Source organism: Candidatus Obscuribacterales bacterium, assembly GCA_036703605.1.
Classification (GTDB): Bacteria; Cyanobacteriota; Cyanobacteriia; order RECH01; family RECH01; genus RECH01.
Genome location: DATNRH010001161.1, coordinates 1 through 12,975, shown reverse-complemented (window position 1 = coordinate 12,975; position 12,975 = coordinate 1). Strand labels below are relative to the sequence as shown.

The following is a 12,975-nucleotide window of genomic DNA, read 5'->3' as shown; positions in this document are numbered from 1 at the left end:
TTCAGACTTTGTCCGCCCGATAGATCGCCCATGTAGCGGGTATAGGAATGGGCAATGAGCAGCACTGGATCAGTTTCAGCGATAGTTTTGATGCGATCGCAATAGACTACACCTGCTGGCGTCGCCGTAATTTGGTCGCGCCAGGTGTCACCGTAGTAATAGGCGAGATCCTTCGCAAGCTGGTCGGCGCGGTTCAGGTCGGGAAAATACATAGCCCCGACGATGGGATGGTCGATGTAGTGCTGAAAGGCGGTTTCTAGGGTGCTATAGACGAAATAGAGATCGGCAAATAGCTTGCGTAAGGGTTCCCGTTCGACAATGCCTTTCAAAAAGCATTTCATAAAAGCCGTATTTTCAGCAGCGGTATGGGACTGCTGAGTGCCTTCCCGGAGGCGAGCAGATAACTGAGTCATGATGTACTCCAACTACTTGAATATTAATGAACCGTTGCTCTCGATGGTTCTGTGTTGACCGATGGCAGCAGGTAAAGAAAGATCATGTGCCAAAGGATGACGCTGATCCAGGGCAGTTTTTGGACGAATTTGAGGATGCCAGGACGCTTAGCGCTGGCAATCTCTGCGAGGTGTTGATTGGCGATCGCGCAGACCTGCAGTCGGGGGAAAAACTGGGGATGATCGGTGTCTAGAATGCTAGGAAAAGCGCGCCGAGCCGTTTCATTGGTGTTGCGAATCACGTCTTTGTTGTATTGATCGGCATCGAGACCAATGGATTCATAGAACGATGCGCGTTCTAATACCGTGAGGGTATGGGTGACAAAGACGGTGAGCAGGAAGAAGCGAGCCCAGAGGCGTCCTGTCCAGGTTTTCCAGAGCTTAGGCTGCGATCGCAGCAAAACTTTGAAGAAATCACCGTGACGATTTTCATCTTGACACCAGCTCTCAAAATATTTGAATAGCGGATAGATACGATGCTCAGGATGTTGTTCAAGATGGCGGAATACCAGAATATAGCGCCAGTAGCCAATTTTTTCGGACAAATAAACGGTGTAGATGACCCATTCTGGCGGGAAGAACGTGTAGGTGCGGTTTTTGGTGAGATAACCAAGATCGAGGGATAGCCCGAAGTCGGCCATGGCCTTATTCAAAAAGCCAGCGTGGCGTGCTTCATCTCTCGCTAGAAGCTCAAAGGCTTCCGATAAGACTGGGCTGCGTCCCTTGAGCTTGCGAGAGAGTTCTTTGAACAGCAAGAAACCCGAAAACTCTGAGGTGCAAGAGCGTTCGAGAAAATCGATAAAGGCCCGACGAGTTTCGCCATCAATGCTATCCCAGCACTGGTTGAAGTCCTCGTTGCGCACAAAGTGATAACGGTTGTAGTCGGCCCGCAGCTCCGCCAAAACCGACTCCATCTTGTCCTCATGCCCAGACAAGTCCATCTGAGCAACGGCGTCAAAATTGGTGGTATAAAATCGCGGTGTTAGGAGAGTTTCTTGAACTGGGGCTTTGATGCCTGGACGGGCGATTGCTGCTTCAGGAGAGGGAGTAGAACTGACCATAACTTGCTTGAACGGTGATTGTTCTTATCGGTGTTGAGCAACATCTTTCCCTGAAGTGGCGATCGCTCACAAGGCAGTTACCGCAGCTACCCCTTAGTAACCACGAGTAAAGCATTGGTGTCCTGCCTGAGTCTGAGGTCTGTTTTAAGAAATATATAGTTTTGTATGAGTTGTTAAAAAAAGCCAGGGCAAAGCTTCTAGAATTCCAAAATTGGGTCACCAAGCTTGTCGTGCTAATGTTCTATGACTGAAGCAGTTGGATGGTATGGCGAACGATAACCCCTGCATCGATGCTCAATGTCCTATCCAGTTTGTAGTGGATTTGCTGGGCAACAAGTGGTCGATCCTGGTGCTGCGAGAGTTGTTTGGGGGCGATCGCCGTACCCACGAGCTTCTGGCCGCCTTGCCTGGTGTCAGCACGAAGACGTTGACCCAGCGTCTGCGGGAGTTGGAGGCCCATGGGCTGGTGGAGCGACGCATCTATGCTGAGGTGCCGCCTCGGGTGGAATATTCGCTGACGCCGAAGGGACAACAACTGCAGCCAGTGATGGCGGCGCTGCATCAGGTGGGCGCACAGTGGCTGTCCCAGGATCCCTGTTTATGTGTGCTGAATACACCGCCGTGGCTCTAGGGCTATGATGGGGGACGATACGATGTTTCCTGATGAGGACAGACTAGATCTGTCGATCTCGGGGGTGCTGCAACGCCTCGACGATGCCCTCACTTAGGGGAACGTGAAAAACGTGAAACTCGATATCAAGTCTGCTCTTGCATGACCCTTGAGGAAAGGTAGCCTATGGATACATTAACTGCACTGCGATCGGGTCAACTAGCTGGGGCAACGCGGATTAATATATCTGCCAGCTTGACGGAATTTCCCCCAGAGCTACTGCAACTGAAAGATACCTTAGAAGTTCTTGATCTATCGAACAACCAACTGCGATCGCTCCCCGATGAGCTCAGTCAGTTTACCCGTCTCAAAGCATTATTTTGCTTTAAGAACAATTTTGAGACGGTGCCGGAAGTAGTCGCCCGCTGTCCGTCTCTAACGATCTTGGGCTTCAAATCCAACCAAATTCATACCTTGCCAGCGGCGGTACTATCCCCTCGGCTACGCTGGTTGATTCTCACCGATAATTACATCACCCAGGTGCCTGCAGAGATCGGTCAATGTCAGCACCTACAGAAACTAATGCTGGCGGGCAACCAACTGCGATCGCTCCCTCCAGAACTGGCCCATTGTCACAACCTAGAGCTGATCCGCTTGGCGGCCAATCAACTCGATGCCCTGCCCGACTGGCTGCTGCATTTGCCGAAACTGTCCTGGCTAGCCTATGCGGGCAATCCCTTCTGTGCGTCTGGGTCAAGGGAAGAGCGATCGCTCCCCGCGATTGACTGGGCTGATCTAACCGTGGGCAAGGTGCTGGGGCAGGGGGCATCGGGCGTCATCTCCCAAGCGACCTGGCATTGCGATCCACCCCAGAGGGTGGCGGTGAAAGTTTTTAAGGGTGAGATCACCAGCGATGGCTATCCGGTGGATGAAATGCAGGCCTGCATCGCGGCGGGCAATCATCCTCACTTGGTGAAGCTGCTGGGGCGGTTGGTGAACCATCCCCATCAAAAAAATGGCTTAGTTTTTGACCTGATTCCCCCCGGCTACGGCGTGCTGGCGGGTCCGCCTAATCTAGACACCTGCACCCGTGATACCTATCCTGCGGAGCAAACATTTTCCCTACCAGCGATTCTGGCGACGGTGCAGGGAGTTGCTTCGGCGGCGGCGCGGCTCCATGCTAGGGGCATTCTCCATGGCGATCTCTATCCCCACAATACCTTGGTTAATGAGCAGGGAGAGAGTTTGCTGAGCGATTTTGGCGCGGCCTCCTTTTATGATCCAGCAGATGGAGTTTTTGGTGATGCTCTCGAACATCTAGAGGTGCGAGCCTTTGGCTGTTTGCTGGAGGATTTGTTAACCCGATGCACCCTTGATGCGTTATCTGCCTACGAAGAGTGTATTGACGATCTGCATCGCCTACAGCAGGCTTGCGTCAACCCCAAGCCTGCCTACCGTCCGTCCTTTGAGGATATCGAACAAACCCTCGCTCATCTGACCACGTCTCAAGAGCTAAACCGAATCTTGAGATAATCGTCTTCCATCTTGGCTCCAGAGGGCTTCAGGGCAGCTAGGGCCTGAGGTAGTACAAGATTACGGCGATGGTTGCCGATGCGAATATTTAGCTCATCGCCGGTTTTGCTCAGGTCTACCTTATCTTTGGGGATACCGGGTAAATACACTTCGAGGCTGTATTGATTCTCCTCTTGTACCACCCGAAGCGTAGTTTCTTTGTAATAGACCTGGGTGGGATCCTCGGAGCCGTAGATCGTTTCTTTGAGGCGATCGAGGGCTTCTAGACCACACATTTCTTCGGAATAGAGCGGTACTTCCTTGACCGGCAGGGGATGGAAGTTGTCGTGAATCTCGCGGCGATACTGCTCTTGATTCTCTTTCCACCGTTTGAAAAAGGGATCGGTGACTTCATCGGGAATGATCCGGTTGGCTACCACCATATCGGTGGCGACGTTATAGAGACTTAGGTAGGCATGGGCGCGCAGAGATTCCTTGATCACCATTTTTTCGGGATTGGTCACCAAGCGCACCGAGGTTTTGGTATTGTCGGTCAACACCTTTTCCAGGGCTTCAATTTGTTCATAAAACTCGTAGGGCGCGTCCATGACTTCTTGGTTAGGTAAGGAGAAGCCAGCGATGGGGCGAAAGAACGGCTCCACCAAGGGACGTAGGGCCACGGAGACGGCCTGGAGCGGTTTGTAAAAGCGGCGCATATACCAACCAGCGACTTCCGGTAGGCTCAGGAGCCGTAGGGCGGTGCCGGTGGGGGCTGAGTCGATAATCAACACATCAAACTCGCCTTCGTCATAGTGGCGCTTCATGCGCACGAGGCTAAAAATTTCATCCATGCCGGGTAAGATAGCCAACTCCTCGGCTTCAACCCCTTCTAGCCCTCGTGCCTGCAGGACTTGGGTAATATAGCGCTTCACGGCTCCCCAGTTACCCTCTAGCTCCATCAGCGCATCCAGTTCCGCTCCCCAGAGATTGGGACGCACCAGGGTGGGATCGTGGGATAGCTCTAGGTCAAAGCTGTCGGCTAGGGAATGGGCGGGATCGGTGCTCAAGACTAGGGTTTTGTACCCGAGTTCTGCACAGCGGAGGCCGGTGGCAGCCGCAACCGAGGTTTTGCCAACGCCGCCTTTACCGGTCATCAAAATTACGCGCATGGAGTTCCGAACCTTTCCTGAGGATGAGAAACGTTTACATTTGTTGACGTATTCCTACTCTATCGTTTTTTTTGAGCGATCGCCCAAGGCAGGTGCTGGGCCAAGACATCCAGCCGCGAGCAGTGCCAGTAGTCGATGTGGGCAGAAATTTTGCCTTCGGCATTTAGATGGAGCTCGCTCCAACCGTTGATGTGAATGCGGGGTTGCCAGGGTAGCGGGGTTGTCCAGCTCAGCGTCCAGTCGGTACGAATGCGATCGCCCTCTTGGTTGATCTGATGCAGATCGAGCTGGGGTTCCCGAAACCAGGTTTGGATGAAGCCAATCATCTGCCGATAGCGATCGCACCCGCGAAATTCGTTCATCGGGTCTTTGAACCGCACATCGTCGGCGTAGATCGAGTAGGTCTGGTCGTGGGGAAAGCGACGGTAGTCGTCTCGCAACAGGTCTAAGATATCGGTGGATGGCGGTGAGGTCATGATCCCAACGGAGGAGATGGAGCGTAGCCCATAGCATCGCGCACGCGGTTGAGGGTGACGTTGGCGATGGCGATGGCCTGGTCTCGCCCTTGGGCTAAAACGGAGTCGAGGTAGCTGGGGTCGTCCATGATCTCAGCATAGCGATCTTGGATGGGTTTTAGGGCAGCGATCGCTGTCTCGGTCAACAGGGGTTTGAACTGCCCCCAGCCCATGTCGCGACATTCGGCGGCCACGGCTTCCTTGGTTTGCCCGGAGAGCAGCATATAGAGCGTTAGCAGGTTGTGGCACTCGGGGCGATCAGGGTTGTCAAACTCTAGACCGCGCACCGGATCGGTTTTGCACTTTTTCACCTTTTTCTGGATCTCTTCGGGGGAGTCCAGCAGGTTAATGCGACTGAGGTCAGAGGGATCCGACTTCGACATTTTGCGGGTGCCGTCGGTGAGGCTCATCACCCTTGCGCCTTCCTTGCGGATCAGCGGCTCGGGAATTTTCAGCACCGGCGCTTCTTCGCTGCCAAATTGGTAGTTCATGCGGGCGGCGATGTCGCGGGTGAGTTCTAAATGCTGCTTTTGGTCTTCGCCCACGGGCACCTTGTCGGCATCGTAGAGCAAAATATCCGCTGCCATCAGGACGGGATACATGAGCAAACCTGCCCCCACATTCTCGCCTTGCCGAATGGCCTTTTCCTTAAACTGCACCATGTCATCCAGCCAAGTGAGGGGGGTGATGCAGCTCAGCAGCCAAGCCAGTTCACTATGGGCCGGCACGTGGGATTGGACGAAAATGCTGGAGGTTTCTAGATCAATGCCACAGGCGAGGTAGAGGGCAGCAATGGTGCGGGTGTCTTGAGCTAGGGTTTTGGGGTCGTGGGGGGCAGTAATCGCGTGCAGATCCACCACGCAGAAAAAGTTCTCGAAGCTATGCTGCTGTTCAACCCAGTTACGAATTGCGCCCAGGTAGTTCCCCAAGTGGGGATTGCCGGTGGGCTGAATGCCTGATAGTACGCGCTGTTTACCCATGGTGCCTGTGTTATCGATCGCCTGCTCAACGCCCTTAGCTTGGAATCGCCTATCCTCTAGCGTGGAGACGCGAATCGGTGAAGACGAACGAAACCCAGGGGCGTTGCATTTCTTAATTATTATGACGCAGACTGTTCCCCCTGCTCGTCGCAATTCAAATCTACAGGCTGCAAATCTCCAGACTCAGGCTGCCAGCGGTAGCGGCGGAGATTGATGATTCCCGCCTTGCTAAATTCAACGCCTTCCTGCTCCAAGAGCGATCGCTGCCGTTGGTCACTACCTTGGCGAAAGGGCGATTCCGACACCGCGCCCTTGGCGTTGATCACTCGATGCCAGGGAATATCAGAGGCGATCGCCACTCGGTAGAGCGCATAGCCCACCAGCCTTGCCTGGCGGGGATAGTTGGCGAGTTCGGCAACTTGTCCGTAGGTGGCCACCTGTCCGGGTGGAATTTGGCGAACAATGGCGTAGATGCGATCGTAGGCGTTCATGGTGGGCGGTGAAGGGCAGTCTCACTATCGTTCTCACCATCGTAACGTTTAGCTATCGTGCTGCTGGAGCAGACTAAACAGAGGAGTAGGCTGTGATTTGCCCTTCAGGGTGACATCCCCTAAGGATTTGCAATGATAGCTGTCTTTAAGGGCATGGTAGATGTGCCGCCCGATGAGGATTTGACCGGATTGGGCCTGGCTGGTGAGCCGAGAAGCCGTGTTGACCGCATCGCCGAGGATGTTGAATTCTCGACGGCCCCGAGGTTCGCCAATTTCAGCCGCAAAGACGGGGCCGTGGGCGATACCAATGTGCAGATCAAGATCAACGGGCTGTCCCTGCACCATGGGTCTAGTGAGGCTGGGAATAATTTGGTCGCGAATCGTCAGGGCCGTGTCGGCGGCGTGAATCATGTCTTGGGTGCGGGAGTTGAGCACCCCAAAGTAGATGAGAATATCAGACCCCACCAGGTGATAGGTGACTTTCTGGAGAATGCCGCCCCGCGATCGCACCGCTGCATCAATCATAGAAAATACGGTAGAAAAGGCTGTGCTGATGGCGGCTACCTCCTCTGGAGAGGCGGTATCCACAGCTTCTGGCAAGCCGCCTAGGTTGACGAACATCACCACAGCGTCGGCAAATCTGGGCGCAATTCGGCGCTGGGCGGCGCTTTCGACGAGCAGATGGAGGATGGGCGTGGGGATATAGCTAGAAAGGCGATCGACCCGATCCAGCGTGTCTCGAATTTCCGCGAGGATGCCTTCCGGGCTGCGATCGAACAAGACCGAACTCGATAATCGTCGCCGATTCAGAGAAATTTCATAGTCGCCTAGCTCGGTTTGGCTGAGGTCGTCGCGCACGAGGCTATAGCCATGGTGATGGGGAGAATCAATGTGAAACGCATCCTCTAGGCGGGCGATCGCTTCCTTGGTCAAACATACACGCCCTACCTGACCAGCACTCTCGGCCTGCTTAGCCTGCTGCACCGTATTGCCCAGCAGCACATGGGCGACCCGCATCGGCGTGCCAATATCAGCGGTAAGGAATTGACCGGTGTGGATGCCCACCCGCATGCCTAAGGAAAAACATCCTTGGTCGGTCTGAATATGCTTAAAGTGATCCATCGCCCGCTGCATGCGCAGACCCGCCCGCACGGCCTGCTCGGTGTCGACTTGGTGGCGATCGCTTAAAAACTGCACCAGCATGGCATCGCCGGTAAATTCTAAGACCTCGCCCCCGGACTTGCTGACCAGTTCCAGCATCTCAGAAAAATATTGATTGAGTACCTGCAGGAGGGTCACGGCACCCTGCCGCCCCTGGGCTACATTGGCTTCCATGAGGGTGGTGAAGCCTGCCAAGTCGGTAAACAAGAGGGTTCCCTGGTGCCAGCTATGGCGGATGATGCCCGGCTGGGGCAGCAGTTCAGATACTTGGCGGGGGGTGTAGTCATGCAAAATGTGCTGCAGGGTACGCAGATGCTCAAATACCCGCATTAAGTTGCTGGGGGATGGATCAATCCACACCGATGCGTATAAATCTGCAGGCAAGAGCGCCCGCAAGCGAAATTCGATCTGGGTCAGTGAGAGCGCTGAGTCTGAGATCATCGAGCGTTAAATCCAAGAAGTCGAGCAGAATGCCTAGATGGTAGTGAAGATGCCCCAAAGTCTCCCTAGATCCTAATTTCTGGGCCAGCCATGAAGGTTCAGGATCATTTTTGCTGACCACTGACGGGGTAGCTATGTTATTATGTTGACCGCTAGTCAATTCTAACTGGTTAAGAGTAGGCTAGAAACATAGGCGGATGTGGTGGAATTGGTAGACACGCACGCTTGAGGGGCGTGTGGCGAATGCCTTGCGAGTTCGATTCTCGCCATCCGCATTAATTGAAACAAGAGTCATAACCCTAGTGGATAGTCATAGCCTTTGGGGTGATAGTCTGTCACGTCTAAACTTAATGTTCCCTAAACTAGTGTTCCCTGAGCGAAGCCATTGGCGTAGCTGCTCCAAAGGGGCTAGGGAGCGGTGGGGCTTTGGCTTCCCTCAGCCAGCGTAGGTCTTGAGGGGAACTGGGATGGGTTTTGGCTTTCTCTCTTTGGGAGATGTTTCACGTTGGCGTAGCCTGTCCTCAGGACAAACGGCTTCCCTCAGCCAGCGTAGTCCTTGAACTCGTAGAGGTCTTGAAGGGAACTGTAGCTAGATTCTGGCGAGTGTTTTGCCTGAGAATCATGGCGTGCTATCACTTCAAGCCTCGCATACACTAGGGATGACACAGGCTGGGACGGTCTTTTCCACCTGAGGGTGTCCACCCCTGAATAGGAAGCATGTCTAGAAATGTGCCGCGCTAGGCTAAGCTTTTTAAGCGAGTAGCGCTCATCTGCTTCTAAGCATCACAGGTGTTCCACTACGGATGCAAGAATAGGCACACGGGTTTTAGAGAGGTTACTGCTGCGATCGCGGCCGTCTCCTGTCAGACTATGGAGGGTTTTCACCCAAACCTGAATTCAGGGCTCATCTCCCCATTGAATGTAGGGCGAACGATGGTAGATCCAATAGACAACATCGCCTACCAAGCTCGACAGGGCAGCGTAGCCGCGATTATCCAAATTTTGAATGAAAAATTGGCGGACTCTGGCGTCAGAGTTCGAGCTGTGTTTGAAGATAATAAGCTACAGCTCTTGTGTGAAGCTGCCACGATCGATCAGCTTGACCAGACAGTGCTGGTTGAACGGGTGAAGAGCATGTTGGAGGCAATGTCTCCTCGCAGTATTCGCCGGGTGAGTATGCACAGCCGTTTGGTGCAAGAGCAGCAGTTGCTGTGGCTCGATGAAATTCGCCGGGAGCCGGATAAGCTGCTGTGGTCTCAGGAGATTCGGCTGCGATCGCCCAATCCTATTCAGCGATGGCTGCAGGACATGAAGCACGATCGCTCCTCGACGCGGTCAACCTTGCCTAAGGCAGCCAAGAAATCCGATCAAGGATTTTGGCGAGGTATTGTTGGGGGCGTTAGTCTCAGCCTGCTGGTGGTGGTGCTGGGTTGGGCGGTGTCGAAATGGTTAGGGCTAGGCTGGGCCAATCAGGTGCAGACGGTGTTGACGGGGGAGCCGGAGGAGGTTGAGCCGGAGGTTGAGCCGGTTGAAACAGGAGCGAGTGAGCCTGAACCAACCATGCCCCCTGAGCCTCCAGCCTTCGATCCCTTTGCCCAAGCGGTTGACCTAGCTCAGCAAGCGGCCGAGGCTGGCGGTGAAGCTCAGTCTGCGGCAGAATGGCTAGAGCTAGCGGCCCGCTGGCAGCGGGCGGCTGACTTGATGAACCAAGTGGATGTGGACGATCCACGCTATGAAACGGCCCAAAGTCGGGTGCGGCTCTATCAAGAGAATAGTCAAACGGCGTTGGCTGAGGCTGGCAATCGTTAGGCGATCGCCCCCCTGCTGTCTACACCGGTTGGGACAATAGAGACCCTGTAGGGATAACGCTGAGAAGCCTGCTAGAGTGAGGGATAAATCCCATGCTCTAGGTTTTACGATGAATACGTTAAAAAATGCCTTAAATATTGCTCTCAGTGTGGTTTTGCTGTCCTTTATTGCCCTCAGTCTCTTTCGCATGGTGGCATTTTTGCTGCAAAACCAACAACTGGTCTAGAGTTGAGAGGGTTGATAGAAAACGCTCGAAGACCCTCACCCCAAACCCTTCTCCCAGGAAGGTAGAGGGGCTTTGAAAACACCTGAAACCTTTGTGGAAAAAGGGGCTGGGGCATGAGAGGGAAAGATTGGTCAGCCAATCAGAAAGTTGAGTTCAGGACATTGGGGGGCGATCGCCCCATGGTTCATTCGGGCTAATGTCTGACGCCTAGATGAAGGTTGGATGCCTGAATGAATCGTTAATCATGGATGATCACGGGGAAAGGAGACGAACCATCATGGCAGATTTGTTGACCACAGAGGTGAGCGATCGCATCTGTAAACACATGAACGAAGACCATAGCGAGGCGGTGAAACTCTACGCCCAGGTCTTTGGCGGCGTGGCGGATGCGACGGCAGCAGAACTCCTGCGCATTGATCCCACGGGGATGGATCTAAGCGCCCAGGTGGCCGAGGATACGGTGCCGGTGCGGGTCACGTTTGACCACACGCTGCAGGACTCAGAAGATGCCCACCAAACGTTGATTGCCATGGTTAAACAGGCGCGATCGCCGCGTCAGGGCGGATAGATTATGGTGCAGCATCCCAGTCCGCCTCTAGCTGATCGCTTGCCCTTTCGCACCAAGCTGGCCTACGGGGCCGGTGATTTGGGAACCGCGATCACGGCTAATGTTCTCATCTTCTTTTTGCTGTTTTTCTTTACCGAGGTGGCGGGGTTGCCGCCGGGGTTGGCGGCCTGGGTGTTGACGATTGGCAAAATTTCAGATGCCATCAATGACCCGATTATCGGCGTGATGAGCGATCGCACCCAATCGCGCTTGGGACGACGCTATCCCTGGATGCTGGCGGGAGCGATTCCCTTTGGAGTGTTCTTTTTTCTCCTGTGGATTGTGCCCCAGTTCAGTACCGATCCGGCCACCAATCAATGGCTGCTGTTTGCCTACTACGTGACCATCGGTATCCTGTTTCACCTGGCCTACACCACCGTGAACCTGCCCTACACGGCCCTCACGCCTGAACTCACCCAAGACTACAACGAACGGACGAATCTCAATAGCTTTCGCTTTGCCTTTTCCATTGGCGGTAGCATTCTGTCTGTGCTGCTGGTGATTGCCATTAGCGCCGTCACGCCCGATGACCTGCAATATCGCTATCTAATTATCGGCGGTGTCTGCGCGGTAATTGCGGTGCTGCCCATTTTCTGGTGCTTTTTTGGCACCAAGGAGCGGGGGTTGCGATCGCTCAGCAATGCCACCACCGCGATGCCCACCACGCCATTTTTTGATCAGGTCAAAATTGCCTTCAGCAATCGACCTTTTCTGTTTGTTATTGGTATCTATCTCTGTTCCTGGCTAGCGGTGCAGGTGACGGCATCCATCCTCAAGTTTTTTGTGGTGAGCTGCCTATTCATGTCGGATCAGGTATCCAACGTGGTGATCCTGGCGGTGCAAGGGACGGCGCTGATTATGCTCTTTGTCTGGAGTGCCGTCAGCGAACGGATTGGCAAACAGGCGGTCTATTTCATCGGCATGAGTCTTTGGTTGATCGCGCAAGTCGGCCTCTTTTTTCTACAGCCGGGGCAGATGGGCTTGATGTATGGACTGGCGATTATGGCAGGCTTTGGGGTGTCAACCGCCTACCTGATTCCCTGGTCGCTGCTGCCTGATGTGATTGAACTGGATGAGCTGAATACTGGACAGCGGCGGGAGGGTATTTTCTACGCCTTTATGGTGCTGCTGCAAAAGATTGGTCTGGCGGCTGGGCTCTGGGTGGTGGGGCAGGCGCTGGAGTGGTCGGGCTATATCGGTGGTGCGCCAGAACAATCGGAGACGGCCCAGTGGGCCATCCGCATGGCGATCGCTCCCCTGCCAGCGCTTTGCCTGCTAGGTGGTATTGTGCTGACCTATTTCTACCCCATCACCCGCGAGGTGCACGCCGCCCTGCTGCTGCAGCTTGCAGAACGCCGCAAAACTAAGGAAGAGTAGCGAGCATGATCGCCAGAGTCGCTTCCCGGACTCTCCTGGGAGGCGATCGCTGTATCCCAGTCCCATGCTATATTAGGCGTAGTCGTTACGAGTTCACCTAGATATGGCAAACCCAGCAGTTGAAAACTTAGTGATTATCGGTTCTGGGCCAGCGGGCTATACCGCCGCAATTTATGCGGCAAGGGCCAATCTCAAACCGTTGATGTTTGAGGGATATCAGGTGGGCGGGGTGCCGGGTGGACAGTTGATGACCACCACCGAAGTGGAAAACTTTCCCGGCTTTCCCGACGGCATCACAGGGCCGCAACTCATGGAGAACATGAAAGCTCAGGCGGTGCGCTGGGGAACGGAGCTGGTCACAGAAGATGTCACCGCCGTAGACTTCAGCCAGCGCCCCTTTGTGATTCGTTCTGACGAGCGAGAGGTTTTAGCCCACAGCGTGGTGATCGCTACGGGAGCCACGGCTAAGCGGTTGGGGCTGCCTAGTGAACATGACTTTTGGAGTCGCGGCATTTCGGCCTGTGCGATTTGCGATGGAGCCACGCCTATTTTTAAGGGAGTAGA

The 12,975-nt window shown here is 54.3% G+C and carries 13 protein-coding genes and 1 tRNA gene; 7 read left to right on the top strand and 7 right to left on the bottom strand.

Translation table 11 applies throughout. The features are described 5' to 3' along the window. Together V6D20_24045 and acsF are read right to left on the bottom strand one after the other, a co-directional pair. A partial coding sequence (locus tag V6D20_24045) for a biliverdin-producing heme oxygenase (GenBank protein HEY9818852.1) occupies positions 1-413 on the bottom strand: 413 nt, incomplete at its 3' end. A 23-nt stretch (positions 414-436) separates the two neighbouring features. Then, positions 437-1,513, bottom strand: a complete 1,077-nt coding sequence (gene acsF / locus V6D20_24040; protein HEY9818851.1) for a magnesium-protoporphyrin IX monomethyl ester (oxidative) cyclase — start codon at positions 1,511-1,513, stop codon at positions 437-439. 265 nt (positions 1,514-1,778) lie between these two features. Here acsF and V6D20_24035 point away from each other — a divergent pair, with 265 nt between their 5' ends. Beyond that, complete coding sequence (locus V6D20_24035; protein ID HEY9818850.1) at positions 1,779-2,144, top strand: helix-turn-helix domain-containing protein; 366 nt, start codon at positions 1,779-1,781, stop codon at positions 2,142-2,144. A gap of 165 nt (positions 2,145-2,309) precedes the next feature. Next, positions 2,310-3,656, top strand: a complete 1,347-nt coding sequence (locus tag V6D20_24030; protein ID HEY9818849.1) for a leucine-rich repeat-containing protein kinase family protein — start codon at positions 2,310-2,312, stop codon at positions 3,654-3,656. Here the strand turns inward: V6D20_24030 and V6D20_24025 are convergent. The 5 genes from V6D20_24025 to V6D20_24005 form a co-directional block, all read right to left on the bottom strand. Beyond that, positions 3,629-4,804 carry a TRC40/GET3/ArsA family transport-energizing ATPase gene (locus tag V6D20_24025; protein ID HEY9818848.1) on the bottom strand — a complete coding sequence of 392 codons (1,176 nt, stop codon included), beginning with the start codon at positions 4,802-4,804 and terminating at the stop codon, positions 3,629-3,631. The two genes, V6D20_24030 and V6D20_24025, sit on opposite strands and share 28 nt — an antisense overlap. Before the next feature lie 59 nt (positions 4,805-4,863). After that, entirely contained in the window at positions 4,864-5,280 is a 417-nt protein-coding gene (locus V6D20_24020) for a DUF2358 domain-containing protein (protein ID HEY9818847.1), read from the bottom strand. After that, positions 5,277-6,299 carry a tryptophan--tRNA ligase gene (trpS, locus tag V6D20_24015; GenBank protein ID HEY9818846.1) on the bottom strand — a complete coding sequence of 341 codons (1,023 nt, stop codon included), beginning with the start codon at positions 6,297-6,299 and terminating at the stop codon, positions 5,277-5,279. The genes V6D20_24020 and trpS overlap by 4 nt, the downstream gene beginning before the upstream one ends. 119 nt (positions 6,300-6,418) lie before the next feature. Continuing rightward, entirely contained in the window at positions 6,419-6,790 is a 372-nt protein-coding gene (locus V6D20_24010; protein HEY9818845.1) for a methylated-DNA--[protein]-cysteine S-methyltransferase, read from the bottom strand. A gap of 48 nt (positions 6,791-6,838) precedes the next feature. Further along, the gene (locus tag V6D20_24005; GenBank protein HEY9818844.1) at positions 6,839-8,392 is read right to left on the bottom strand and encodes an adenylate/guanylate cyclase domain-containing protein; all 1,554 of its coding nucleotides are present in this window, start codon (positions 8,390-8,392) and stop codon (positions 6,839-6,841) included. Between the two features lie 193 nt (positions 8,393-8,585). Here V6D20_24005 and V6D20_24000 point away from each other — a divergent pair. The 5 genes from V6D20_24000 to V6D20_23980 form a co-directional block, all read left to right on the top strand. Further along, positions 8,586-8,667: transfer RNA gene (locus V6D20_24000), tRNA-Leu, on the top strand. 658 nt (positions 8,668-9,325) lie between these two features. Further along, positions 9,326-10,201 carry a hypothetical protein gene (locus V6D20_23995; GenBank protein HEY9818843.1) on the top strand — a complete coding sequence of 292 codons (876 nt, stop codon included), beginning with the start codon at positions 9,326-9,328 and terminating at the stop codon, positions 10,199-10,201. A gap of 503 nt (positions 10,202-10,704) precedes the next feature. Next, positions 10,705-10,995: a DUF2470 domain-containing protein gene (locus V6D20_23990; GenBank protein ID HEY9818842.1), complete on the top strand. Its 291-nt coding sequence runs from the start codon at positions 10,705-10,707 to the stop codon at positions 10,993-10,995. A gap of 3 nt (positions 10,996-10,998) precedes the next feature. After that, positions 10,999-12,411 (top strand): MFS transporter, encoded by a 1,413-nt coding sequence (locus tag V6D20_23985; GenBank protein ID HEY9818841.1) that lies wholly within the window; start codon positions 10,999-11,001, stop codon positions 12,409-12,411. Positions 12,412-12,514: 103 nt separating this feature from the next. After that, on the top strand, positions 12,515-12,975 hold a 461-nt coding region (locus tag V6D20_23980; GenBank protein HEY9818840.1), incomplete at its 3' end, for an FAD-dependent oxidoreductase.

Bases quoted from the DNA above. Each gene is read 5' to 3' on its own strand.
- acsF (HEY9818851.1), bottom strand. From the start codon at position 1,513: ATGGTCAGTTCTACTCCCTCTCCTGAAGCAGCAATCGCCCGTCCAGGC.
- V6D20_24035 (HEY9818850.1), top strand. From the start codon at position 1,779: ATGGCGAACGATAACCCCTGCATCGATGCTCAATGTCCTATCCAGTTT.
- V6D20_24030 (HEY9818849.1), top strand. From the start codon at position 2,310: ATGGATACATTAACTGCACTGCGATCGGGTCAACTAGCTGGGGCAACG.
- V6D20_24025 (HEY9818848.1), bottom strand. From the start codon at position 4,804: ATGCGCGTAATTTTGATGACCGGTAAAGGCGGCGTTGGCAAAACCTCG.
- V6D20_24020 (HEY9818847.1), bottom strand. From the start codon at position 5,280: ATGACCTCACCGCCATCCACCGATATCTTAGACCTGTTGCGAGACGAC.
- trpS (HEY9818846.1), bottom strand. From the start codon at position 6,299: ATGGGTAAACAGCGCGTACTATCAGGCATTCAGCCCACCGGCAATCCC.
- V6D20_24010 (HEY9818845.1), bottom strand. From the start codon at position 6,790: ATGAACGCCTACGATCGCATCTACGCCATTGTTCGCCAAATTCCACCC.
- V6D20_24005 (HEY9818844.1), bottom strand. From the start codon at position 8,392: ATGATCTCAGACTCAGCGCTCTCACTGACCCAGATCGAATTTCGCTTG.
- V6D20_23995 (HEY9818843.1), top strand. From the start codon at position 9,326: ATGGTAGATCCAATAGACAACATCGCCTACCAAGCTCGACAGGGCAGC.
- V6D20_23990 (HEY9818842.1), top strand. From the start codon at position 10,705: ATGGCAGATTTGTTGACCACAGAGGTGAGCGATCGCATCTGTAAACAC.
- V6D20_23985 (HEY9818841.1), top strand. From the start codon at position 10,999: ATGGTGCAGCATCCCAGTCCGCCTCTAGCTGATCGCTTGCCCTTTCGC.